General features: G+C 69.5%; 19 protein-coding genes and 2 tRNA genes. 11 read left to right on the top strand and 10 right to left on the bottom strand.

The features are described from left to right. Positions 1-62 precede the first annotated feature (62 nt). The 4 genes from BLS97_RS20965 to aceE form a co-directional block, all read right to left on the bottom strand. Positions 63-1,316, bottom strand: a complete 1,254-nt coding sequence (locus tag BLS97_RS20965; RefSeq protein ID WP_090480132.1) for a PucR family transcriptional regulator — start codon at positions 1,314-1,316, stop codon at positions 63-65. Positions 1,317-1,361: 45 nt separating this feature from the next. Next, entirely contained in the window at positions 1,362-2,531 is a 1,170-nt protein-coding gene (locus BLS97_RS20960) for a DUF5685 family protein (RefSeq protein ID WP_090482828.1), read from the bottom strand. A 245-nt stretch (positions 2,532-2,776) separates the two neighbouring features. Beyond that, positions 2,777-2,983, bottom strand: a complete 207-nt coding sequence (locus tag BLS97_RS20955) for a cold-shock protein (RefSeq protein WP_090480129.1) — start codon at positions 2,981-2,983, stop codon at positions 2,777-2,779. Positions 2,984-3,441: 458 nt separating this feature from the next. After that, on the bottom strand, positions 3,442-6,264 hold the full coding sequence (gene aceE / locus BLS97_RS20950; protein WP_090480127.1) for a pyruvate dehydrogenase (acetyl-transferring), homodimeric type: 2,823 nt from the start codon (positions 6,262-6,264) through the stop codon (positions 3,442-3,444). A gap of 311 nt (positions 6,265-6,575) precedes the next feature. On the opposite strand from aceE, the gene BLS97_RS20945 reads away from it, so the two are divergent. From BLS97_RS20945 to BLS97_RS20935, 3 genes are all read left to right on the top strand, one after another. After that, entirely contained in the window at positions 6,576-7,004 is a 429-nt protein-coding gene (locus BLS97_RS20945; protein WP_231988234.1) for a DUF3052 domain-containing protein, read from the top strand. A 46-nt stretch (positions 7,005-7,050) separates the two neighbouring features. Beyond that, complete coding sequence (locus BLS97_RS20940) at positions 7,051-7,518, top strand: peroxiredoxin (protein WP_090480118.1); 468 nt, start codon at positions 7,051-7,053, stop codon at positions 7,516-7,518. A 104-nt stretch (positions 7,519-7,622) separates the two neighbouring features. After that, positions 7,623-7,694: transfer RNA gene (locus BLS97_RS20935), tRNA-Val, on the top strand. A 123-nt stretch (positions 7,695-7,817) separates the two neighbouring features. Here the strand turns inward: BLS97_RS20935 and BLS97_RS20930 are convergent. Further along, on the bottom strand, positions 7,818-8,228 hold the full coding sequence (locus BLS97_RS20930) for a winged helix-turn-helix transcriptional regulator (protein ID WP_231988233.1): 411 nt from the start codon (positions 8,226-8,228) through the stop codon (positions 7,818-7,820). A gap of 138 nt (positions 8,229-8,366) precedes the next feature. Here BLS97_RS20930 and BLS97_RS20925 point away from each other — a divergent pair, with 138 nt between their 5' ends. After that, positions 8,367-9,239 carry an oxidoreductase gene (locus BLS97_RS20925; RefSeq protein ID WP_090480110.1) on the top strand — a complete coding sequence of 291 codons (873 nt, stop codon included), beginning with the start codon at positions 8,367-8,369 and terminating at the stop codon, positions 9,237-9,239. Between the two features lie 128 nt (positions 9,240-9,367). After that, on the top strand, positions 9,368-10,222 hold the full coding sequence (locus BLS97_RS20920) for an SMP-30/gluconolactonase/LRE family protein (protein ID WP_090480108.1): 855 nt from the start codon (positions 9,368-9,370) through the stop codon (positions 10,220-10,222). 24 nt (positions 10,223-10,246) lie between these two features. Here the strand turns inward: BLS97_RS20920 and BLS97_RS20915 are convergent, their stop codons facing one another. Beyond that, the gene (locus BLS97_RS20915) at positions 10,247-11,434 is read right to left on the bottom strand and encodes a Gfo/Idh/MocA family protein (RefSeq protein WP_090480105.1); all 1,188 of its coding nucleotides are present in this window, start codon (positions 11,432-11,434) and stop codon (positions 10,247-10,249) included. Between the two features lie 167 nt (positions 11,435-11,601). Here BLS97_RS20915 and BLS97_RS20910 point away from each other — a divergent pair, with 167 nt between their 5' ends. After that, on the top strand, positions 11,602-12,399 hold the full coding sequence (locus tag BLS97_RS20910) for a methyltransferase domain-containing protein (RefSeq protein WP_090480103.1): 798 nt from the start codon (positions 11,602-11,604) through the stop codon (positions 12,397-12,399). A 25-nt stretch (positions 12,400-12,424) separates the two neighbouring features. On the opposite strand, the gene BLS97_RS20905 is transcribed toward BLS97_RS20910, so the two are convergent. Continuing rightward, entirely contained in the window at positions 12,425-13,360 is a 936-nt protein-coding gene (locus BLS97_RS20905) for a hypothetical protein (protein ID WP_090480100.1), read from the bottom strand. Positions 13,361-13,456: 96 nt separating this feature from the next. Here BLS97_RS20905 and ku point away from each other — a divergent pair, with 96 nt between their 5' ends. Further along, positions 13,457-14,440: a non-homologous end joining protein Ku gene (gene ku / locus BLS97_RS20900; RefSeq protein ID WP_090482825.1), complete on the top strand. Its 984-nt coding sequence runs from the start codon at positions 13,457-13,459 to the stop codon at positions 14,438-14,440. Between the two features lie 114 nt (positions 14,441-14,554). Here the strand turns inward: ku and BLS97_RS20895 are convergent. The 3 genes from BLS97_RS20895 to BLS97_RS20885 all read right to left on the bottom strand — a co-directional run bounded on the left by BLS97_RS20895 (position 14,555) and on the right by BLS97_RS20885 (position 16,402). Beyond that, positions 14,555-14,626, bottom strand: a tRNA-Arg gene (locus BLS97_RS20895). 51 nt (positions 14,627-14,677) lie between these two features. Continuing rightward, a complete protein-coding gene (locus BLS97_RS20890; protein ID WP_157695590.1) occupies positions 14,678-15,487 on the bottom strand; it encodes a DUF305 domain-containing protein in 810 nt (269 codons plus the stop codon). Between the two features lie 12 nt (positions 15,488-15,499). Beyond that, positions 15,500-16,402 (bottom strand): DUF3105 domain-containing protein, encoded by a 903-nt coding sequence (locus tag BLS97_RS20885; RefSeq protein ID WP_090482822.1) that lies wholly within the window; start codon positions 16,400-16,402, stop codon positions 15,500-15,502. Positions 16,403-16,627: 225 nt separating this feature from the next. Here BLS97_RS20885 and argS point away from each other — a divergent pair, with 225 nt between their 5' ends. From argS to BLS97_RS20865, 4 genes are all read left to right on the top strand, one after another. Next, entirely contained in the window at positions 16,628-18,280 is a 1,653-nt protein-coding gene (gene argS, locus BLS97_RS20880) for an arginine--tRNA ligase (RefSeq protein WP_090480093.1), read from the top strand. Between the two features lie 106 nt (positions 18,281-18,386). Then, positions 18,387-19,817, top strand: coding sequence for a diaminopimelate decarboxylase (gene lysA / locus BLS97_RS20875; protein ID WP_090480090.1), 1,431 nt, complete (start codon positions 18,387-18,389; stop codon positions 19,815-19,817). After that, a complete protein-coding gene (locus tag BLS97_RS20870) occupies positions 19,814-20,044 on the top strand; it encodes a hypothetical protein (protein WP_090480087.1) in 231 nt (76 codons plus the stop codon). Before lysA ends, BLS97_RS20870 begins: the two co-directional genes overlap by 4 nt. Next, entirely contained in the window at positions 20,041-21,333 is a 1,293-nt protein-coding gene (locus tag BLS97_RS20865) for a homoserine dehydrogenase (protein ID WP_090480084.1), read from the top strand. Before BLS97_RS20870 ends, BLS97_RS20865 begins: the two co-directional genes overlap by 4 nt. The last annotated feature ends 2 nt before the right edge of the window (positions 21,334-21,335 follow it).

Here is a 21,335-nt window from a genome sequence, read left to right as displayed (position 1 = left end):
TCCGACCCCAAGACTTGTAGGAATCCTCTCAAGCGCATAGGGGGTTCAGCCAAACCAGTGCGTCAACTCGCGTCCCGGCGGCCTGCCTCCGGCTCGGCATCCAGGCGACCGGTCATCATGGCCAGCTGCAGCGTCAGGCTGTCGCGCGCCGACATCGGATCGAGGCCGGTCAGCTCGGCCACCCGACGCAACCGGTAGCGGACGGTGTTCACGTGGACGAACAGGTCGCGTGCGGCCGGCTCCAGCGCCCGTCCGGCGGCCAGATACGCGTCCAGGGTGGCCGGCAGCGCGTCTCCGGTGGCCACCAACGGCGCGAACACCGTGCGGTGCAGATGTTCGCGTGCGTCCGGGTCGCCGGCGAGCAGGCGCTCGGGCAGCAGATGGTCCGCGTCGATCCCGCGCGGCGCGTTCGGCCAGCCGAGTACCGCCCGGAGGCCGGACAGCGCCAGTCGGGCGGATGTCATGGCGCCGGCCAGACCGGTGCCGATCGGGCCGCGCACCACCGGACCGTCACCGAAGGTCTCCAGCAGGGCGCCGACGGCTGAGTGCAGGGCGTCCGCGGTCGGGGCCGACAGGATCAGGATGAGGCGGTCACCGTGCAGTCCGGCCAGGGCCGACACGTCCAGCGGGGCCGCCTGGTCCGCGATCCCGGCGATCAGGGCCGACTGGCGGTTGCGTTCGCCGACGCCGATCCGGCCCGCGGCGGGTGCTCCGCTGCTCGGTGGCGATCCGACGACGACGACCACCGGCCCGGAGAAGTCCCAGTTCAGGGCGGCCGCACGGGAGGCCAGCGAATCGCCGCCGTCGCCGCGCACGATGCTGTCGACGACCAGGGCCTCCAGCCGCTGATCCCAGGCGCCCCGTGATTCGGCGGCGGCGGCGTACACCCCGGCGGCGGAGAAGGCGACCTCCCGTGAGTAGCGCAGCAGCGAGTCGGCCAGCGCGGCCGACTCCTCCGGTGTGGCGGCCAGAGCCGGCAGGTGCTCCTCGGCGACGGAGATGGCGATCCGGACCAGTTCGACCGTTCGGCGCAGGGTGACACTGCGCGCCAGCTCCCGCGGGGCCGATCCGAACACGGCCTCGGTCAGTTTGAAGCCGTCCAGTCCGCCGCCGATCCATCCGACATATCCGGCGATGCCGGCCTGCGCGACCAGGGTGACCCAGCTGCGTTGCTGGGCCGGGAGCGAACGGAACCAGGGCAGCCGCTCGTCCATCAATGCCACGGATCGGGTGGCCAGAGCGCTGGAGGCGCGCTCCACCTTGCGCAGCGTGGCCGCGCTGATGCCCGGTTCGGCCCGGGGGTCGGCGGTCGTCATGGCGTCAGCGTGCCACGCCGCAGTACTCCACTGAATCGTTCGCGATCAGCAGTTGCAGTCGCAGCAGTCGCAACTGCAGCAGTCGCCGTCGGCGCAGTTGCAGCAGTCCCCGCAGTCTCCGCAGTCGCAGTTCGAACACCCGGCGTCATGCCGGCGTCCGGTGCAGGGGTTGACGTGCCCGGCGCAGAGGGCGTAGCCGGTGCAGTAGATCGCGACCCAGGGGGCGACGCTGCGCCAGACCGACCGGCCACCGCCACCACCGCCGTTCGGATCGGGCGGATCGGGGGTCGGTGTCGGTGTGGGTGTCGACGCCGCCGTATGCCGGGCGCGACCGGCCGGGGCAGTGGTCGCCGGGTCGAAGACGCGATGCAGCGCGCTGTGTACGACATCGACCAGCAGGACGCGCAGTAGCCGGCCGTCGGCCAGCTCCAGCCGGTCAAGTCCACGTCGGATGTCGCGAGACAGCCGGTGGCACAACGCCTTTGCCTCGGGCACGCTCCGTCCGGTGGCCGTCAACGGGTTGAAGGCACCGGCGCGGACGTCGGCCCGTTGATCCTCGACCGCGTCGATCAGGTGCGCCATCCGGCCGTACGCGTGTCCCATCTCCCGCAGCACGCCGGCGTTCTGCGGCACCCCGGCCAGCCGGGCGGTGGCCGCGAAGATCGCGGCCGCCGCGTCGGCCGACGGCTGGGTGACGGCGATCAGCGAGTCGCCGGGGCGCACGGCCGTCTCGATCTCCGTCTGGCGGGACAACGCCAGGAGCATGCCGCGGGAGTCGATCGAATCGGCCATGGTGAGGTCGGCCATGGCGCGGCGGCGCAGTCGACCGGCCGCCTTCCGGGCCACCGGGCCCACCAATGGTCGGGACGGGGCCAGCCCGGCCGTCTGCTCACCCGCCAGGTCGGCCAGCTTGGCCGCCGCCAGGGTGAGGGAGGCGGTGCCGGCGAACCGGGCCGAGAGCTCGTCCGCGGCGATGACCGTGGCGCTGCGCATGCCCCGCAGCGGGCAGGGACCGGCGGAGGTGGTCCGGGCCGGTGTGACGCGCTGCGCCTGCAACAGCACCGACGTCAGGACGGCGTCCGTGTTCGTCGTGGTCCGAGCCAGCTGACCGTGGTGATCACGCAGGGAGAGGCACAGTCCGCACAGATGGGCCCGCCACTGCTCGAGGAGCTCGTCCTGCAGTTGATGCCGAGACGGCGCAATCAACCCGAACACCGTTGGCGGTCCCTTCCAGTTCAGACAATCGCGGCACCACGGATCCGGCCGCCCGCCGGCGTCTGCCTCGTCACCGGCCCCGGTCCGGATCGGCATGACGCATGCCCCGCCATCGGAGGGCAGCAGTCAGCCACCGTCGGCCCCCGCCGGGCGGTTGACACACGCCCAACGCCGTCGGGGCCGGTACCGCAGTGCGATACCGGCCCCGATCGATCAGTACTCCCCGAACGACGCCGGGGATGTGTTCACTCGCCTGGAGTGACGTTGGTGGCCTGCGGTCCCTTCGGGGACTGCTCGACCTCGAAGGTCACCCGCTGTCCCTCTTCGAGTGACTTGTAGCCGGATCCGCCGATGGCGGAGTAGTGGACGAAGACGTCGCCACTGCCGTCATCGGGGGAGATGAAGCCGTAGCCCTTCTCCGCGTTGAACCACTTCACAGTTCCCTGCGCCATGCCTGCTCTCCTCGAGCTTGGTCCGCGACCTCCGCCGCGGGGTCGAACACCCCGAACGGGTCCATATCCGCCCGGGGGGATGCGCTTTACCCCCGTGACGTGCGCGGTAGCGCCGAGAGAAGAGCAACAACGGCGTAAAGATACCGTGCTGGAAAACACCTTGGCTAGATCTTGTCGGCCCCAAAATCGGGGGCCGACAAGATCCGCCGTGTGGGATTGCGCCCGCGGCTGCGCCGGTGCGACTCAGATCTTGTCGGCCCCAAAATCGGGGGCCGACAAGATCCGCCGTGTGGGATTGCGCCCGCGGCTGCGCCGGTGCGACTCAGATCTTGTCGGCCCCAAAAAAGCGGTCCGACAAGATCCGCCGTGTGGGATTGCGCCCGCGGCTGCGCCGGTGCGACTCAGATCTTGTCGGCCCCAAAAAGTGGGCCGACAAGATCCGCCGCAGGGTCCTCAGCTCAGGAATCGCCGCCGGCGTTGCCCGAGGTTCCGGCACTGGCATCGTGCAGCTGGTAGCGCTCGACCGCCTCGGCCGCGGCCCCTTCCCGGTACCCGCCCGATCGTTCGAGGGCGGACAGCGCGGCGACGACCATCGACGGGCCGTCGATCAGGAAGTGACGGCGAGCCGCGGCCCGGGTGTCGGAGAACCCGAACCCGTCGGCGCCGAGAGCCACGAACTCACCCGGCACCCAGGGGGCGATCTGGTTCTGCACGGCCCGCTGGTAGTCGCTGGTGGCGATCACCGGGCCTGGGCGGTCGGCCAGGGCGCGCGTGACGTACGGCTCCGGGTGCGAACCGGCCGGGTCGAGAAGCTTGGCCCGTTCGATGGTGTCGCCGTCCCGGCGCAGCTCGGTCCAGCTGGTCACCGACCAGACGTCGGCCGCCACATCCCACTCCTCGGCCAGCAACTGCTGGGCCTCCAGGGCCCAACGGACACCGACACCGGAGGCCAGCAACTGCACCCGGGCCTTGCCCTGCGTGTCGGCGGCCGGGGACAGCAGGTACATGCCCTTGAGCAGGCCGTCCACGTCCAGACCCTCCGGCTCGGCCGGCTGGACGTAGGGCTCGTTGTACAGGGTGATGTAGTACATGATGTCCTCGCCGCCGAACTCGCCGGCCGACCGCGTGACGCCCGATCCGGACGCCTCCGGACCGCCGTACATGCGGCGCAGACCGTCCTTGACGATGTGGCCGACCTCGTAGCCGTACGCCGGGTCGTAGGCCACGACGTGCGGCATGGTCGCGGCGAGCAGGTGCGAATGACCGTCGGCGTGCTGCAGGCCCTCGCCGGTCAGTGTCGTGCGGCCCGCGGTGGCGCCGAGGACGAAGCCGCGACACATCTGGTCGCCCGCGGCCCAGAGACCGTCACCGGTGCGCTGGAACCCGAACATCGAATAGAAGATGTACATCGGGATCATCGGCTCGCCGTGGGTCGAGTACGTGCTGCCGACCGCGGTGAACGTGGCCACGGACCCGGCCTCGTTGATGCCCTCGTGCAGGATGACGCCCTGCTCGGACTCCTTGTAGGCCAACATCAGGTTGGCGTCGACGGCCGTGTACAGCTGGCCGGCCGGGTTGTAGATCTTCTGCGACGGGAAGAAGGAGTCCATACCGAAGGTGCGGGCCTCGTCCGGGATGATCGGCACGATCCGCTTGCCGATCTCCGGGTCCTTGAACAGATCGCGGACCAGCCGGACGAACGCCATGGTGGTGGCGATCTCCTGCTTGCCGGAGCCACGCGAGAGCACCTTGTACGTGTCGTCCCCGGGAAGCGCGAGCGGCTTGGCCGTGACGCGACGCTCGGGCACGTAGCCGCCGAGGCGGGCCCGGCGCTCCTGCAGGTACTGGATCTCGGGGGCGTCCTCGCCGGGGTGGTAGTAGGGGGGCTGGTACGGGTCGGACTCGAGTTGAGCGTCGCTGATCGGGATGTGCAGCTCATCGCGGAACGACTTGAGGTTGTCCAGGGTCAACTTCTTCATCTGGTGCGTGGCGTTGCGACCCTCGAACGACGACCCGAGATGGAAGCCCTTGATCGTCTTGGCCAGGATGACCGTCGGCTGCCCGACGTGGTGGGTGGCCGCGTGATACGCCGCGTGGACCTTCTTGTAGTCGTGGCCGCCGCGCCGCAGGTTCCAGATCTCCGCGTCCGTCATGCCGGCGGCCATCTGCTTGGTCCTCGGATCCCGTCCGAAGAAGTGCTCCCGGACGTACGCGCCGTCATTCGCCTTGTACGTCTGGTAGTCGCCGTCGGCCGTGGTGTTCATCAGGTTGACCAGGGCGCCGTCCTTGTCGGCGTGCAGCAGCGCATCCCACTCGCGGCCCCACACCACCTTGATGACGTTCCAGCCGGCCCCACGGAAGAACGACTCAAGCTCCTGGATGATCTTGCCGTTGCCGCGGACCGGGCCGTCCAGGCGCTGCAGGTTGCAGTTGATGACGTAGGTCAGGTTGTCCAGCCCGTCGATCGCGGGCAGGTGGACGTAGCCGCGCGACTCCACCTCGTCCAGCTCGCCGTCACCCAGGAAGGCCCAGACGTGCTGCTGGGAGGTGTCTTTGATGCCGCGGTGGTGCAGATAGCGGTTCACCCGGGCTTGGGCGATGGCGTTCATCGGGCCGAGGCCCATGGACACCGTCGGGTGCTCCCAGAAATCCGGCATCAGACGTGGGTGCGGGTAGGACGGCATGCCGCCACCCGGGTGGGAGACCTCCTGCCGGAACCCATCGAGCTGGTCGGTCGACAGGCGTCCCTCGAGGAAGGCCCGCGCATACATGCCGGGGGAGGCGTGGCCCTGGAAGAAGACGTGGTCGCCGCCGCCGGGGTGGTTCTTGCCGCGGAAGAAGTGGTTGTAGCCGACCTCGTACAGGCTGGCCGAGGATGCGTAGGTGGAGATGTGGCCGCCGACGCCGATGCCGGGGCGTTGCGCGCGGTGCACCATCACCGCCGCGTTCCAACGGATCCAGTTGCGGTAACGCCGTTCGATCTCCTCGTCACCCGGGAAGAACGGCTCGGACTCGGTCGGGATGGTGTTGATGTAGTCCGTCGTGGTCAGGGCGGGCAGCCCGACGTGGCGCTCGCCGGCGCGGCCGAGCAGCCGCAGCATGAGGTAGCGCGCCCGCTGCTGACCGCCCGCATCGACCATGGCGTCGAACGAGTCGAGCCACTCCTGGGTCTCTTCGGGATCGGCGTCGGGGAACTGGGCGGCGAAGCCGTCACGGATCAGGTGGTGCCGCGAAGCCGGTGAGTCGGCCACGTTCGGCCGCGGCGTCAGGGAGGAAGCCAAGGGATCTCCTCGTCAGGCGGACGACGCACGGTCGGCGGTGAGCCGCCCGTCGTCGAACGGGGTGGTTTCGTCCGCCCCGGGTGGGAGCAGTCGCTGCCACCCATCCTCTCCCATTCGCATCGCCGCCGCCGCCGCGGGCTACCGAGGTGCGGAAACCGCGGGGCGAAAGTTCCCGTCGGAAGCCGTCCTTGCATAATGTTGGGCACGCCCGGGCACCGTGACGTCGGAATGCCCGGTTCGTGACCCGGGCGGCTATGGTCCTGGGATCAGCACCATCGGTGAACAAGGTAGTAGGAAGGCAAGAGAACACAGTGACTGAGGTTTCGGGGCAGGCGGAAGCCGTCGCTGTCCGGCTCGGCCTGAAGGCGGGCGACGTAGTTGGCGAGATCGGATATGACGACGACGTCGACCACGAACTGCGCGAAGCGGTCGAATCGATCATCGGCTCCGAGCTGCTCGACGAGGACGCGGACGATGTCCTCGACGCAGTCATCCTCTGGTGGCGCGAGGACGACGGGGACCTAACCGACGCGCTAGTCGACGCGATCACCCTGCTGGCCGATACCGGGGTGATCTGGCTGCTGACGCCCAAGACCGGGCGCCCGGGCTACGTGGAGCCCAGCGACATCGCCGAGGCGACCCGCACCGCCGGGCTGGCCCAGACCACCACCGTTCCCGGGGGTCTGCCGTGGATGACGGCCAAACTGGCCCGGGCCAAGCAGGGCCGCATCCGCCGCTGAGCCGCATCGTGTTGCGCCCCCGCCCCCACTGCAAAAGGCCAGGACCATGACTGTCGAAGTCGGATCGATCGCCCCAGATTTCACCCTGCCCGACTCCAACCGTGCGCCGGTGTCGCTCTCCAGCTTCCGCGGCCAGAAGGCCGTCCTCGTCGTGTTCTACCCGTTCGCCTTCTCCGGCGTCTGCACGGCCGAGTTGTGCGCCGTTCGAGACGATCTGGCTTCGTTTCAGAACGAACAGGTGCAGGTGCTCGCGGTCTCCACCGACCCGGCGCCGGCCCTGAAGGCCTGGGCACAGGCCCAGGGGTACACCTTCCCGTTGCTGTCCGATTTCTGGCCGCACGGAGCGGTGGCCAAGGAATATGGTGTCTTCCACGAGCAGGGCGGGATGGCGCTGCGCGGCACGTTCCTGGTGGGCCTGGACGGCGTGGTGACCTTCGCCGAGGTGAACGAGCCCGGAGTGGCGCGGGATCAGTCGTCCTGGAAGCGCGCAGTAGCCGCACTGCCGGTGAGCTGACCCCGCTCCGACGGCTTTCCGCCGGACCGACTCACATGGCATCATCGTGCGAGCCGGTCCACGGTCGTGACCGGCGCGGCGCGCTGGCTCGGTCAGCACGGCAAGGGCGCGTAGCTCAGCGGAAGAGCTCCCGGTTTACACCCGGGCGGTCGGCGGTTCGAACCCGTCCGCGCCCACCCGACAGGCAAGGTCTTCCGAGTGCGCGATAGTCGCATCGAGGCCCCGGCGTGACAAATCATCTCGATACGTCCTCGCGATCGGCGACCACCGGCTCCGGCCCGACTGACCGCCTCCGGTCGTCAGGCCCGATCGGTTTCGTGGATCTGGCGGTGGGTCAGCACCTCGGCCATGTGGCTCTGCGCCCACGTTCGGACACCTCGCGTCATCTGGTGCAAGGAACGGCCCAGCTCGGTCAGCTCGTAGGACACGCTGATGGGGACGGTCGGGGTCACCGCGCGGGTCAGCAGGCCGTCGTGTTCCAGTGACCGCAGGGTCTGAGTCAGCATCTTCTGGCTGACCCCGCCGATGAGCCGGGACAGCTCGGAGTAGCGGAGGGCCCGAGGTGCGGTGCCCGCTCCGGCGTCGTCGCTCAGGGCACAGAGGATCAGGGTGACCCACTTGTTCGAGATCCGGTCGAGCAACTGACGGCTGGGGCATTGCGCCAGGAAGGCGTCGAACTCCGCCTTCGTCCCGTCGGTCGTGGTCGTCACTGCCAGCACCGTTCTTCTTCCAGTTCTCAAGTTGGGGCACGCACTCTCAGGTGCCTACTTCCCAACGGGAAGTGACGCTTCCATGATGAGGGCTCGGGGCGGGAATCGCCACCCTTCGACGGAAGAGACAGCAAAGACATGATCGCAACTCCGACCTCACTGCCCGGCGGGACCTGGACCCTCGGTGACCTGACGGTCACCCGATTCGGCTACGGGGCAATGCAACTCGCCGGGCCCGGCGTGATGGGTCCGCCGGCCGACCACGATGGCGCCCTGGCCGTCTTGCGCGACGCCGTCGAACTCGGGATCACCCATATCGACACGAGTGGTGCCTATGGCCCCCGCATCACGAACGAGTTGATCCGCGAGGCCCTTCATCCCTATCCCGACTCGCTCCACATCGTCACCAAGGTGGGCGCCGATCGCGACCAACGCGGCGGCTGGCCAACCGCTCGGCAACCGGACGACGTGCGCCGGCATGTGCGTGAGAACCTGGACGCGCTGGGGATCGAATCCCTCGACCTCGTCAATTTGCGCATGGGTGACGCCCGAGGGCCGCACTCCGGCTCGCTGGCGGCACCGTTCGAAACCCTGGTCGAGCTTCAGAGGCAGGGTCTGATCCGGCATCTCGGGGTCAGCAACGTGACCGGCGAGCAGATCGCCGAAGCACAGGACATCGGTCCGATCGTGTGTGTTCAGAACATGTACAACCTGGCGTACCGGAGCGACGACGATCTGATCGACCGGCTCGCCGCCGCCGGTGTCGCCTACGTGCCGTTCTTCCCGCTGGGTGGGTTCGCTCCTCTGCAGTCGGCCGTGCTGGCGTCGGTGGCTGCCCGCTTGGGAGTGGCACCCATGTCTGTTGCTCTGGCCTGGCTGCTGCAGCGTTCACCGAACATCCTGCTGATTCCGGGCACGTCGCAGCGCGATCATCTACGGCAGAACATCGCCGGGGCGAATCTGTCGTTGTCGGCCGACGACCTAGCGCAACTGGACGAGATCAGTCGTTGACGAAGGCCGGCCGGCCGGACGCGTCCGGACCGGCCGGTGGGTGATCTGGAGTGCGATGGCCGACCGCGGCGAGTCCGGGCACTACTGTCGGCCGACAGCCACCAACGCCCATGCGAAGAGGACACGCCATGCCGCGCGCCACCCAGCTCACTGCCCCTGACGCCAACCACGGTGAGGGACCGGTGTTCGCCGCTGCCCTCGGCGGCCTGCGGTGGGTCGACATGCTGGCCGGGGACATCCTGCACCTGGACTCCGCCACGGGCTCGGTGACGCGCTGGTCGGTGGGCTCGGTCGCCGCCGCGTTCCGGCCCCGGGTCGGCGGCGGCGTGGTGATCGCGACCGAGCGGGAGTTCGTGCTCGCCGACGTCCCCGACGGTCCGGTTCGCTCCCTGGGTGAGGTGTTCCCCGGCGACGCCATCCGGTTCAACGAGGGCGCCTGTGACCCGGCCGGTAACTTCCTCTGCGGGACCATGGCCTACGAGCAGACGCCGGGGGCGGGGACGATGTACCGGTTGTCGCCGGCCGGCGACGCGCAGACCGTGTTCGGTGACGTCACCATCTCCAACGGGTTGGCGTGGACCGCCGATGCGACGCGCGCCTTCTACGTCGACACGCCGACCGGCCGGGTCGACGTCTTCGACTCCGACACCTCCGGGGCACTCGCCGGGCGCCGCCCGTTCGTCACCATCGACCCGTCCGTCGGGTCGCCGGACGGGCTCACCGTCGATGCCGAGGGCGGGATCTGGGTCGCGCTCTGGGGTGGCGCGGCCGTGCACCACTACTCGGCGGCCGGCACCCTCGAGGACGTGATCGAACTTCCCGTCCCCAAGGTCACAGCCTGCACGCTCGGGGGCGATCGGCTCGACCAGTTGTTCATCACCACCTCGCGCGATGGTGAGAACGGCGAGAACCCCAGCGCCGGGGCGGTTTTCACCTTCGACGCCGGGGTCCGCGGCCTGCCTCCGGCGCCCTTCGGCGGCTGATCGGGACGGCCGGTCGGCGGCTGGTCAGCCGGTGACCGTCTGCCAGGCGGAGTTGTTCCCGGCGCTCGCCTCGACCGCACCCAGCACCCGCTGCACACCGAGTGCGTCGGCGAACGACGGCGTCGGCTGCGTGCCCGAGGCGATGGCGCCCACCAGATCGACGACCTGGTGGGTGAAGCCGTGCTCGTAGCCCAGGCCGTGCCCGGCTGGCCACCAGGCGCCCACGTAGGGGTGCTCCGGCTCGGTGACCAGGATGCGCCGGAAGCCCTGCCGCCCGGCCGGGTCCGTCCCGTCGTAGAACCAGAGGGTATTCATGTCCTCGAAGTCGAACGCGATGGACCCGGCCGACCCGTTGACCTCCAGGCGCAGTGCGTTCCGGCGCCCCAGCGCGAACCGGGTCGCCTCGAACACTCCGATCGGGCCGCCGTCGAACCGCGCGGTGAAGATCGCCGCGTCGTCGACCGTCACCGGACCCTTGGGGACGTCATCGCCGGTCTGGCCGCGGCCGCCCAGCCCGACCAGGTCGCCGCCGATCGGGCGCTGCTTGACGAAGGTCTCCATCACGGCCGAGACGCCGGTGATCTGCTGGCCGGTGACGAACTGGGACGCATCGATGATGTGGGCCCCGATATCGCCCAGAGCGCCGGAGCCGGCCTTCTCCTTGTCCATCCGCCAGGTCAGCGGTGAGTTCTCGTCGGACAGCCAGTCCTGCAGGTACTGGGCTCGGACCTGCCGGATGGTACCGACCTCTCCGGCGGCCACCATCTGCTTGAACAGGGCCAGAGCCGGCGTGCGCCGGTAGGTGAAACCGCACATCGCCAGCGCCCCGCGCGCCGCGGCCGCATCGGCGGCCGCCGTCATCAGTTCGGCCTCGGCCACGGAGTTGGCCAACGGCTTCTCGCAGAGCACGTGCTTGCCCGCGTTCAGGGCCGCGATGGCGATCTCGGCGTGGGTGTCGCCGGGTGTGCAGATGTCGATCAGGTCGATGTCGTCCCGCTCGATCAGGCGACGCCAGTCGGTCTCCACCGAGGCCCAACCCATCCGGTCGGCGGCAGCCTGCACCGCCTCCGGGTTCCGTCCGGCCAGGGCGGTGAGTTCGGGGGTCAGAGGCAGGTCGAAGAACCGATGAGCATTTCGCCAGGCGTGGGAGTGGGCTGCTCCCATGAAGGCGTAGCCGACCATTCCGACCCGCAGTGAACCTGAAGACGTCATCGATGCTCCTTGCGAGAAGTTACGCAACCTTTTGCGGAAGTGTTGCGCGGGCCACAGTGCCGGGCCAGGTTAGCCTATTCCAGAATATGGGATTTAGTTCTCATTCCGTGAAACAGCGGCTATGGTCGGAATGTCCCTGATTCCTCCGGAAGACCTGTGAGGCGAACATGTCCGGTGCCCGATACACCCACGGCCACCATGATTCCGTGCTGCGTTCCCACCGTTGGCGCACCGCAGAGAACTCGGCTGCGTACCTGTTGCCGCAGCTGCGATCCGGGATGGCTCTGCTCGACATCGGTTGCGGCCCGGGCACCATCACCGCCGACCTTGCCGAGCGCGTTGCGCCCGGCCTCGTTCGGGGCCTGGACCAGGGTGACGCGGTGATCGCCGAGGCGACCGCCGCCTTCGCCGGCGTGGCCAACCTGGAATTCGCGGTGGGCGACGTCTATCAGCTGGACGTCGAGGAGGCGGCTTTCGACGTGGTGCACGCCCACCAGGTTCTGCAGCATCTGGCCGACCCGGTGGGGGCCCTCCGGGAGATGCGCCGGGTGACCCGGCCCGGCGGCCTGGTCGCGGCCCGGGACGCCGACTTCGCGGCCATGGCCTGGTTCCCGCGGCTGCCCGCCCTCGACGACTGGATGACGCTGTACCAGCAGGTGGCCCGCAGCAACCACGCCGAGCCCGATGGTGGCCGCTTCCTGCGGCACTGGGCGCATCGGGCCGGCTTGAGCGATGTCACCTCGTCGGCGTCGGTCTGGTGCTACTCGACCGAAGCCGAGCGTTCCTGGTGGGGCGGTCTGTGGGCCGAGCGCGTGGTGTCGTCGGAATTCGGACGGCAGGCCGTCGCCCGAGGTTTCACCGACGAGGCCGGCCTGTCTGCGATCGCCGCCGGTTGGCGTACCTGGGCCGCCGACCCGGACGGCTGGTTCGCGGTGCTCAACGGCGAGATCGTCTGCCGGGTCTGACTTGTCGGATCCGATCGGGCGGGGATCAGCCGGGCCGGCCGCCGCCGGTGCGGGTCAGGGCGAGCTGGGCGGCCCGCCTGCGGACGTCGGCCGATCTGGACCTCCGTTGGGCTTGCGCCAGTCGCCGGCGTTGTTCGGTGATCTCGGCGGTCAACTCGTCGATCCGGCGGTCGATGGCCGCGACATCGGCGGCGGCGTGGGCGGCCTCGGCGTCGGCCTCGTCGGCCTCCCGCTGGGCCTGGGCCATCCGCTGCTCCCGCTCCCGGCGGGCCCTGTCCTCCGCTGCCTTGTCCTGGGCGGCCTTGCGTTCGGAGGCGGCGTCGGTCCGGCGCGTTCCCCGGTCGTCGGCCGGACGGCGCTTCGGTGTCGGTTCCGTAGGTCGAGCGACGTGTTCGGTCGTCGATCTCGGCGCCGCCAGTGGGGTCGCCGGGGGAGTCCGGGGCCGGCGCAGGGGGAGCACGGCGGCCAGCTCGGGCAGCGAGGTCGAACCGAAGCCGTCCCACCGGGCCTGTGTGACAAGGGCCCCAGAGATCAACCGGTCGGCCACCTGCTCATCGGCGAGTGCGGCGTTGAGGGTGGCGACCACCTCGTCCCGGATCGACGGTGAGGGGTTCGGTTGTCCGGTGATGTCGAACGCCAGCCGGGTCAGGTCGGCGACCAGCGCCTTGCGCCGTCCGGACAGTTCCCGCAGAGCCGGTCCGTCCAGCTCCTGCTCGGCCCGACGCAGACCGGCGCCCAGTTCCAGCAGCTCGTCGACCTCATCGGGGGCCGCCCGGACCAGCCGGTTCAGTGTGTCGGCGGACAGCGTCGGCTTGCGGAGGGCGGCGATCGCCGTCGCCACGTCCCGGTGGCCGGCCTGGCGGGCGGCGGCGGCCAATGCCTTGCGGCGGGCGGTGAACTCGGGCATCGGGCTCGCGTACAACTCGTCGACCGCCGCGTGCAGCAGATCCGGTTCGGTCATCGGATCATCTTCACCCATCGGATCGGCCGGCGTTGGCGAGAGCGTTTGGTGCCGGTTGGGGTGACGACGCGGGCGGAACTGGTCCATCATGGTCCGATGCGCTCCATTTGGAAGGGTTCCCTGGTCTTCGGGCTCGTCAACGTCCCGGTCGCGGTGTATTCCGCCACCGAGGACCACGACATCAAGTTCCATCAGGTGCACGAGAAGGACGGCGGGCGCATCCGCTACCAGCGCACCTGTGAGATCGACGGCGAGGTGGTGCCGTTCAGCGACATCGCGAAGTCCTACGAGGCGGAGGACGGCCGGACCGCGATCATCACCGACGAGGACCTCAAGAGTCTGCCGACCAGTTCCGAACGCGAGATCGACCTGCTCTCGTTCGTCCCGGCCGAGCAGATCGACCCGGTGCTGTACGACGCCAGCTACCTGCTGGAGCCGGCCTCGAAGTCGGCCAAGGCCTACGTGCTGCTGCGCGAGACGCTGGCCGAGAACGACCGGGTGGCCATCGTGCACTTCGCGCTGCGCCAGAAGGTCCGGCTGGCTGCGCTTCGGGTACGCGGTGACGTGCTGATGCTCCAGACCCTGCGGTGGCCGGACGAGATCCGCGAGGCGTCCTTCAAGTCGCTGGAGACCGAGGTGAAGCTGTCCCCGGCCGAGAAGCAGATGGCCGCGTTGCTGGTCGACTCCTACGCCGACGACTTCCACCCGGAGGAGCACGAGGACGCCTACCGCGCCGAGTTGCAGCAGATGATCGACGCGAAACTCGAAGGGGAGCAGGCCTTCCCGGCCACGCCCGTCGCGGAGGGCGAGGACGCCGAGGTGCTGGATCTGCTGGCCGCCCTGCAACGGAGCGTCGCGCGCAGCAAGGGTGAACCGGCAGCCCAGGCTCCGGCCGAGGCCTCGGACGGCAGCGACGACGCCCCTGCCCGCAAGCCCCGGTCGCGCAAGCCCGCCGCCGAGAAGGCCGAAGTGGCCGAGACGGCCGCGAAACCGAAGACCACCCGCGCGCGGACCGGCTCGGCCAAGACGTCGACCCGAGCCGCGAAGCCGAAAGCCGAGCCCAGCACGAAGACCGCGTAGGCCGGCGGGTATCTGCCGGGCCGACGCGGGCGACACCGGGCGCGGACAGCAGACCGGGCGCGGACAGCAGAACGGCCGGTCCAGTCTCTCGACTGAACCGGCCGCATGCGCCTGTGCCCCCGGCAGGATTCGAACCTGCGCACCCGCCTCCGGAGGGCGGTGCTCTATCCCCTGAGCTACGGGGGCGCGAAGCAGAACTCTACCGCATGAGAACGGTGCAACCGCACCGCACTCCGGTCACCCGGTCGGTGCGGTGAAGGCCAGCGGCTTCGCCCCGCGGGCGGAGAGCATGCCGGTCATGACCCCGACCTCGGACGTCTGGGCCTCCAGCATCTTGCTGGCGAAGTTCTGCACCACGGGGGACAGCGCGTGGTTCGCGGCGTAGGTCATCATCGCGGCGCCGCCCTCGTGATGCCGGACCATCAACTGCAGGAAGTAGATGTCCGAGGCCTTGCCCTTGAGGCTCTGCAACTTCGCGATCTCGGCGTCGGTAGCCATGCCGGGCATGACGGCACCGTCGGACAGGCCGGACGACGTGGCGGCGGTGGTGGCCGTGGTCATGTCGTGCATGTCGGCCATGCCGGTCGACCCCATCCAGGACATGTGGGTGCTGCCCAGGGTGAGCCGGGGGACACCCCACAGGTCGAGCCAGCCGTTCATGGTGCCGATCTCGGACGTCTGGGTGTACTCGATGTCGTAGGCCACCGATCGGACCTCGGTGTCGGTCGAGTTCAGCTCGGCGATGTGGGCCATGGTCACGCCCTGCGTGTGGTGCACCACCATGTCCCGCGCGAATCCGGTGTCGACCGGATCCTGCCCCTGCGCGCTGATCGACACCGTCTGCGTGCCGTTGTGGGCGAATGCGAGCCCGATCGTCGCGCCGATCAGCACCAGGACCAACGCGCCGATCCCGAGGATCGTCGCGGTGCCGCGAGAGCCCCAGCGAGTGAGGATCGACAGGCCGGTTGGCCCGGCAGTGCGCGGCGACACCGTGGCCGACGGCGGGTTCACGTCATCCGGAGCCGGGGGAGGACTTTCCTGCGTCAAGGTCGACGTTCCCTACTTGCTGGTGGTGGCCGCAGTCGACGTCGAGGTGGTCGTGACTGCACCGGACGAAGCAGGAGCACCGGAGGAGGCAACCGCACCGGATGCGGTGGCTCCGGCGCCGGCCTCGCCGCTGGCCGCCGCGGCCCCGGTGCCGTTCATCTGCACCGTGTCGGTGCCGGCCGTCGGGGGCGTGGTGATCAGGGCGGTCGGGGTGAAGCCCGGCTGCGAGCAGTTGCCGCCCGGTTCCGGCGCGATGTAGGAGTTCTGGCGCAGGGCGGTGATGAACTCCTGGATCCGCTGATCGCCCGCCGAGTCGACCTTGAGCTGGTGGGCCCAGGCCTGCAGCGAGATCGGGGAACTCAGGTCGGTGTAGGGGCTCAGGAACAGGTAGGTCTGGCCGCTCACCATGGCCTTGAGCTTGTCCAGGTCACCGGCGGCGATCGTCTTGGGGTTGTAGGTGATCCAGACGGCGCCGTGCTCGAGCGGGTGAACCATGTTCTCGTTGCGCATGGGCGTCGTGTAGATGTCGCCGTTGCAGTCGGCCCATTCGGCGTCGTGGGGGCCGCCAACCGGCGGGTACCGGTCGTAGGCGACTCGCTGGGTCGACGTGACGTGCAGCGCGGACTTGTACTCGGTGAAGCTGAGGCTCCCGTTGGCGGCCACGGTGCTCTTCCCGGCGTAGATGCCGGTGATCTTGGTCGACGGGTCCTTGTTGGTGGCCGACGGGACGAACGGCGCTACCGCCGCGGCGGCCTCGTTGTTCGACCGGTTCTTCGAGTAGACAACTGTGAAGATGCCGCCGACGAGCAGCAGGACGACGACCACCGCGCCGATGGTCAGCCAGGGAAGTCCCTGCCGCCGGCTGACGACGGGCGCCGCCGCACGGGACTTCTTGGCATTCTTACCGCTAGCCATCATCGGTGGTTCGACCTCGTTCTGATCACGCGCTGGACCGATCGGGAAAGGACCGGGGGTAGACCGCTGGAGTCTACGGGTGCAATCGGTGACCTCGATGTGAGCCGCCGCTGGGCGTGGCGGAGCGGCGGATCGGCGCCTCCGACGCCCCTGCGGTGCCTTCGTCGGGTGGCGTTCCGGCGGCCGTGGCACAAAGCAGGTGCTGTGTCTTCCTAGAATGAGTGGGTGAATCCCGTTCGCTTGGCCGATGTTGTTCGTGCTGCCCTGTCCGAGGCGGTCGCTGCGGGCGACCTGAGCCTGACGGTGCCCGACGAGATCACCATCGACCGACCCCGTTCCCGGGAGCACGGGGACTACGCCACACCGGTCGCTCTGAAGCTGGCCAAGACGGCCGGCCTGCCGCCCCGGAAGATCGCCGAGGTGCTGGCTCGGTACCTGGCCAGGGCCGACGGGATCGCGGGCGTCGACATCGCCGGTCCCGGCTTCCTCAACATCCGCCTTGACACGGCCGCCGCGGCCGCCGTGGTGGGCCAGGTGATCGCCGCCGGCCCCGCCTACGGCGCGTCCGACGCATTGGCCGGCAAGCAGATCAACCTGGAGTTCGTCTCGGCCAACCCGACCGGCCCGGTGCACATCGGCGGAGCCCGGTGGGCCGCCGTCGGCGACGCGCTGGGCCGGGTGCTGAGCACCCAGGGGGCCACCGTCGTCCGGGAGTACTACTTCAACGACGCGGGTGCGCAGATCGACCGGTTCGCCCGCTCGTTGCTGGCCGCCGCGCGCGGACTGCCGGCGCCCGAGGACGGGTACGGCGGCGACTACATCCTGGAGATCGCGAACACGATCCAGGAGGCCAACCCCGGTGCCGCCGCCCTGCCCGACGCCGAGGCCACCGAGCTGTTCCGCACGGCCGGTGTCGAGAAGATGTTCAACGAGATCAAGGCCACCCTGCACGCGTTCCGCACCGACTTCGACGTCTACTTCCACGAGGACTCGCTGCACGAGAGCGGCGCGGTGACGACGGCGGTGGATCGGCTGAAGGCGTCCGGGCACCTGTACGAGAAGGACGGTGCCTGGTGGCTGCGGACCACCGACTACGGCGACGACAAGGACCGCGTCGTGGTCAAGTCCGACGGCGAACCGGCCTACATCGCCGGCGACCTGGCCTACTTCCTGGACAAGCGGTCGCGCGGGTTCGACCTGTGCATCTACATGCTCGGAGCCGATCACCACGGGTACATCAGCCGGTTGAAGGCCGCCGCGGAGGCGTTCGGCGACGATCCCGACGTGGTCGAGGTGATGATCGGGCAGATGGTCTTCCTGGTCAAGAACGGCGAACCGGTCCGGATGAGCAAGCGCGCGGGGACGGTGATCTCGCTCGATGACCTCATCGAGGCGCTGGGGGTCGACGCCGCCCGTTACTCCCTGATCCGCTACTCGGTCGACACCACGCTCGACCTCGATCTGGATCTGTGGACCAAACAGACGTCGGACAACCCGGTCTTCTACGTCCAGTACGCGCACGCCCGCCTGTCCAAGCTGGTCCGGGACGCCGCCGAGCTGGGGATCGACCTCGGCGACCGCTACGACCCGGCCCTGCTCGACACGCCGCAGGAATCCGAGCTCATCGCGCTGCTCGCCGCCTATCCGCAGATCCTCGCGTCCTCGGCCGAGCTGCGGGAGCCGCACCGGGTGGTCCGCTACCTGGAGGATCTGGCGTCGGGCTACCACAAGTTCTACGAGGCGGTGCGGGTGCTCCCGCTGGGCGACGAGCAGCCGACCGCCGCGAACGTGGCCCGGCTCTGGCTCTGCGCCGCGACCGCCCAGGTGCTGGCCAACGGCCTGGCCGTCCTCGGCGTGACCGCGCCCGAGCGCATGTGACGACCGACCGACCGCCGCGGGTGGGCATCATCGACCGGAGCGGACCGAGTACAGCGGTGACCGCTTGCGCCAACAGCCAGATCTCCGCACAGAATCAGGATTCGACATGAGAGCCCATCCGGCCGGTCCGCGGCACGGCGAGATCCCGGTCGACCACACCTCGGTCGTCCCGGTCGACCTGAACGACCTCGACCCGGTCGTGTGGCCGCGCGGCGCGCGCCGCACCACCGGGGCGATGACGTTGGCCGGCAACGACGTTCGCGACCTGGCGGCGCAGTACGGCACGCCCCTGCTGGCCATGGACGAGCAGGACTTCCGCAGCCGCTGCCAGGACTTCGCCGACGCCTTCGGCGCGGCCGGTGACGTGCACTATGCGGCCAAGGCGTTCCTGTCGACGCACATCGTGAACTGGTTGGCCCAGGAGGGCCTCGCCCTGGACGTCTGCTCGGCCGGTGAACTGGCGCTGGCGCTGCGGGCCGACTTCCCACCGGCCAAGATCGCCCTGCACGGGTCCAACAAGTCGCAGGCCGAGCTGGAGATGGCCGTCGACGCCGGGATCGGAGCGATCGTCGTCGACTCCTACGACGAGATCGCGCGGTTGGCCGGCATCGCGGAGCGGCTCCATCTCGAGTCGGGAGGCGGCAACGGCTCGGCCCGCCGGATCCCGGTGATGATCCGGATCACGGTCGGCGTCGAGGCCCACACCCACGAGTTCATCGCCACGGCTCACGAGGACCAGAAGTTCGGATTCTCCCTGGCCGGCGGGGACGCCGCCGAAGGAGTCCGCCGGATCGTGGCCTGCTCCGGCCTGGAGCTGATCGGTCTGCACTCGCACATCGGCTCCCAGATCTTCGACCCGTCCGGCTTCGAGGTGTCGGCCCACCGGCTGGTCGGGCTGCTGAAGACCATCATCAAGACGCACCCCGACCTGGCCGCTTCGATCACCACGCTCGACCTCGGGGGAGGGCTGGGCATCGCCTACACCTCGACCGACACGCCACCGCCGGTGGACGCCATGGCCAAGTCGCTCACCGAGATCGTCGAACGGGAGTGCCAGGCCGCCGGTCTGGCCGTGCCGCGAATCGCGGTCGAGCCCGGCCGAGCGATCGTCGGTCCGGGCACCGTCACCCTCTACGAGGTCGGCACCATCAAGGACGTGCATCTGGACGGCGGCGTGGTGCGCAAGTACGTCAGCATCGACGGCGGGATGAGCGACAACATCCGCACCGCCCTGTACGACGCCGACTACACCGCCGTGCTGGCCTCGCGGTCGTCCGATGCGCCGGCCGCCCGCTGCCGCGTCGTCGGCAAGCACTGCGAGAGCGGGGACATCGTCGTCCGGGACTGCTACCTTCCTGCGGACATCGCGGTCGGCGACCTGATCGCGGTCGCGGCCACCGGGGCCTACTGCTACTCGATGGCCAGCAACTACAACCGGCTGCCGCGGCCGCCGCTGGTCGCGGTGATCGACGGTACGTCCCGTCAGCTGTTGCGCCGAGAGACCGACGACGACCTGATGCGCTTGGAGACCTGGTGACCAACCCTGACCCGAACGGGACGACCCCCCCGAGGGAGCCCTCCGTCGTACCCGCGGTCATCCTGCTCGGATTCGCCGCGGTGCTGATCGTGGTGGTCCTGGTGAAGCCCTCGATGTCCTACGGGCTGAAGCTCACCATCACCCTGGTCGCCGTGGCCATGGTCGTCGCATTGCTGGTGTACGCGGTGTTCCTGTTCCGGACCCTGGCCAAGCGGGGCCGGCGATGACACCGATCCGGGTCGCCGTACTCGGCGCTGGTGTGGTCGGCACCCAGGTGATCCGGCTGCTCCGCGAGCAGGGCGAGGAGCTGTCGGCCCGGGTCGGTGCCCCGCTGGAACTGGTCGGCGTCGCCGTGCGGCGGCCGCACCAGCACCCGGACATCCCGGCCGAACTGCTCACCACCGACGCGGCCGCCCTGGTCGCCCGGGAGGATGTCGACGTCGTCATCGAGGTGATCGGGGGTATCGACCCGACCAAAGACCTGCTGCTGACCGCCCTGCGCCGCGGCGCCGCGGTGGTCACCGCGAACAAGGCGCTCCTGGCCGAGGAAGGTCCGGCCCTGTACGAGGCGGCCGACGCGGCCGGGGCGGACCTGTACTTCGAGGCGGCCGTGGCCGGTGCGATCCCGCTGATCCGTCCGATCCGGGAGTCACTGGCCGGAGACCGGATCTCGCGGATCATGGGGATCGTCAACGGCACCACCAACTTCATCCTCTCGGCCATGACGGCTGACGGATCGTCGTACGAACTGGCCCTCAAGGAGGCGACCCGGCTCGGGTACGCCGAGGCCGATCCGACCGCCGATGTCGACGGGTTCGACGCCGCGGCCAAGGCCGCGATCCTGGCCTCGATCGGCTTCCACACCCGGGTCGGCGCGGCCGACGTGTATCGCGAGGGCATGGCCGACGTCACCGCGGCCGACATCAGCGCCGCCGCCGAGCTCGGTTGTGTGGTCAAACTGCTGGCCATCTGCGAGCGGGTGAACACCGGTACCGGGGACGCCGTCTCGGCCCGGGTCCATCCGGTGATGCTGCCCCGGGCCCACCCGCTGGCCGGGGTGGACGGTGCGTACAACGCGGTCTACGTCGAGGCCGAATCGGCCGGGCGACTGATGTTCTACGGTCCCGGGGCCGGCGGCGCGCCGACCGCCTCGGCCGTGCTCGGCGACCTGGTGGCGGTGGCCCGCAACAAGATCAGCGGTGGCCGCGGGCCCCGCGAATCGGCCTACGCCGCATTGCCCGTGCAGCCCATGGGCGAGGTGCCGTCGAGGTACCACATCAGCCTCGACGTGGACGACAAGGCGGGTGTGCTGGCCGCGGTGGCGACGGCCTTCGCCGAGGCTGGCGTCTCCATCTCGACCGTCCGTCAGGAGGGGCGCGAGGCCGAGGCGACGCTGGTCGTGGTGACGCACTCCGCGCCCGACGCCGCGTTGTCGGCCACGGTCAGTCGTTTATCCGAGCTCGATTCGGTCCACCGCGTGACGTCTGTCATGCGAGTCATGGGAGATGTGGCGTGAAC

Source organism: Nakamurella panacisegetis, assembly GCF_900104535.1.
GTDB classification, from domain to species: Bacteria; Actinomycetota; Actinomycetes; order Mycobacteriales; family Nakamurellaceae; genus Nakamurella; species Nakamurella panacisegetis.
The sequence above is the reverse complement of the archived record's forward strand: the minus strand, read 5'-3'. Positions and strand labels throughout refer to the sequence as shown.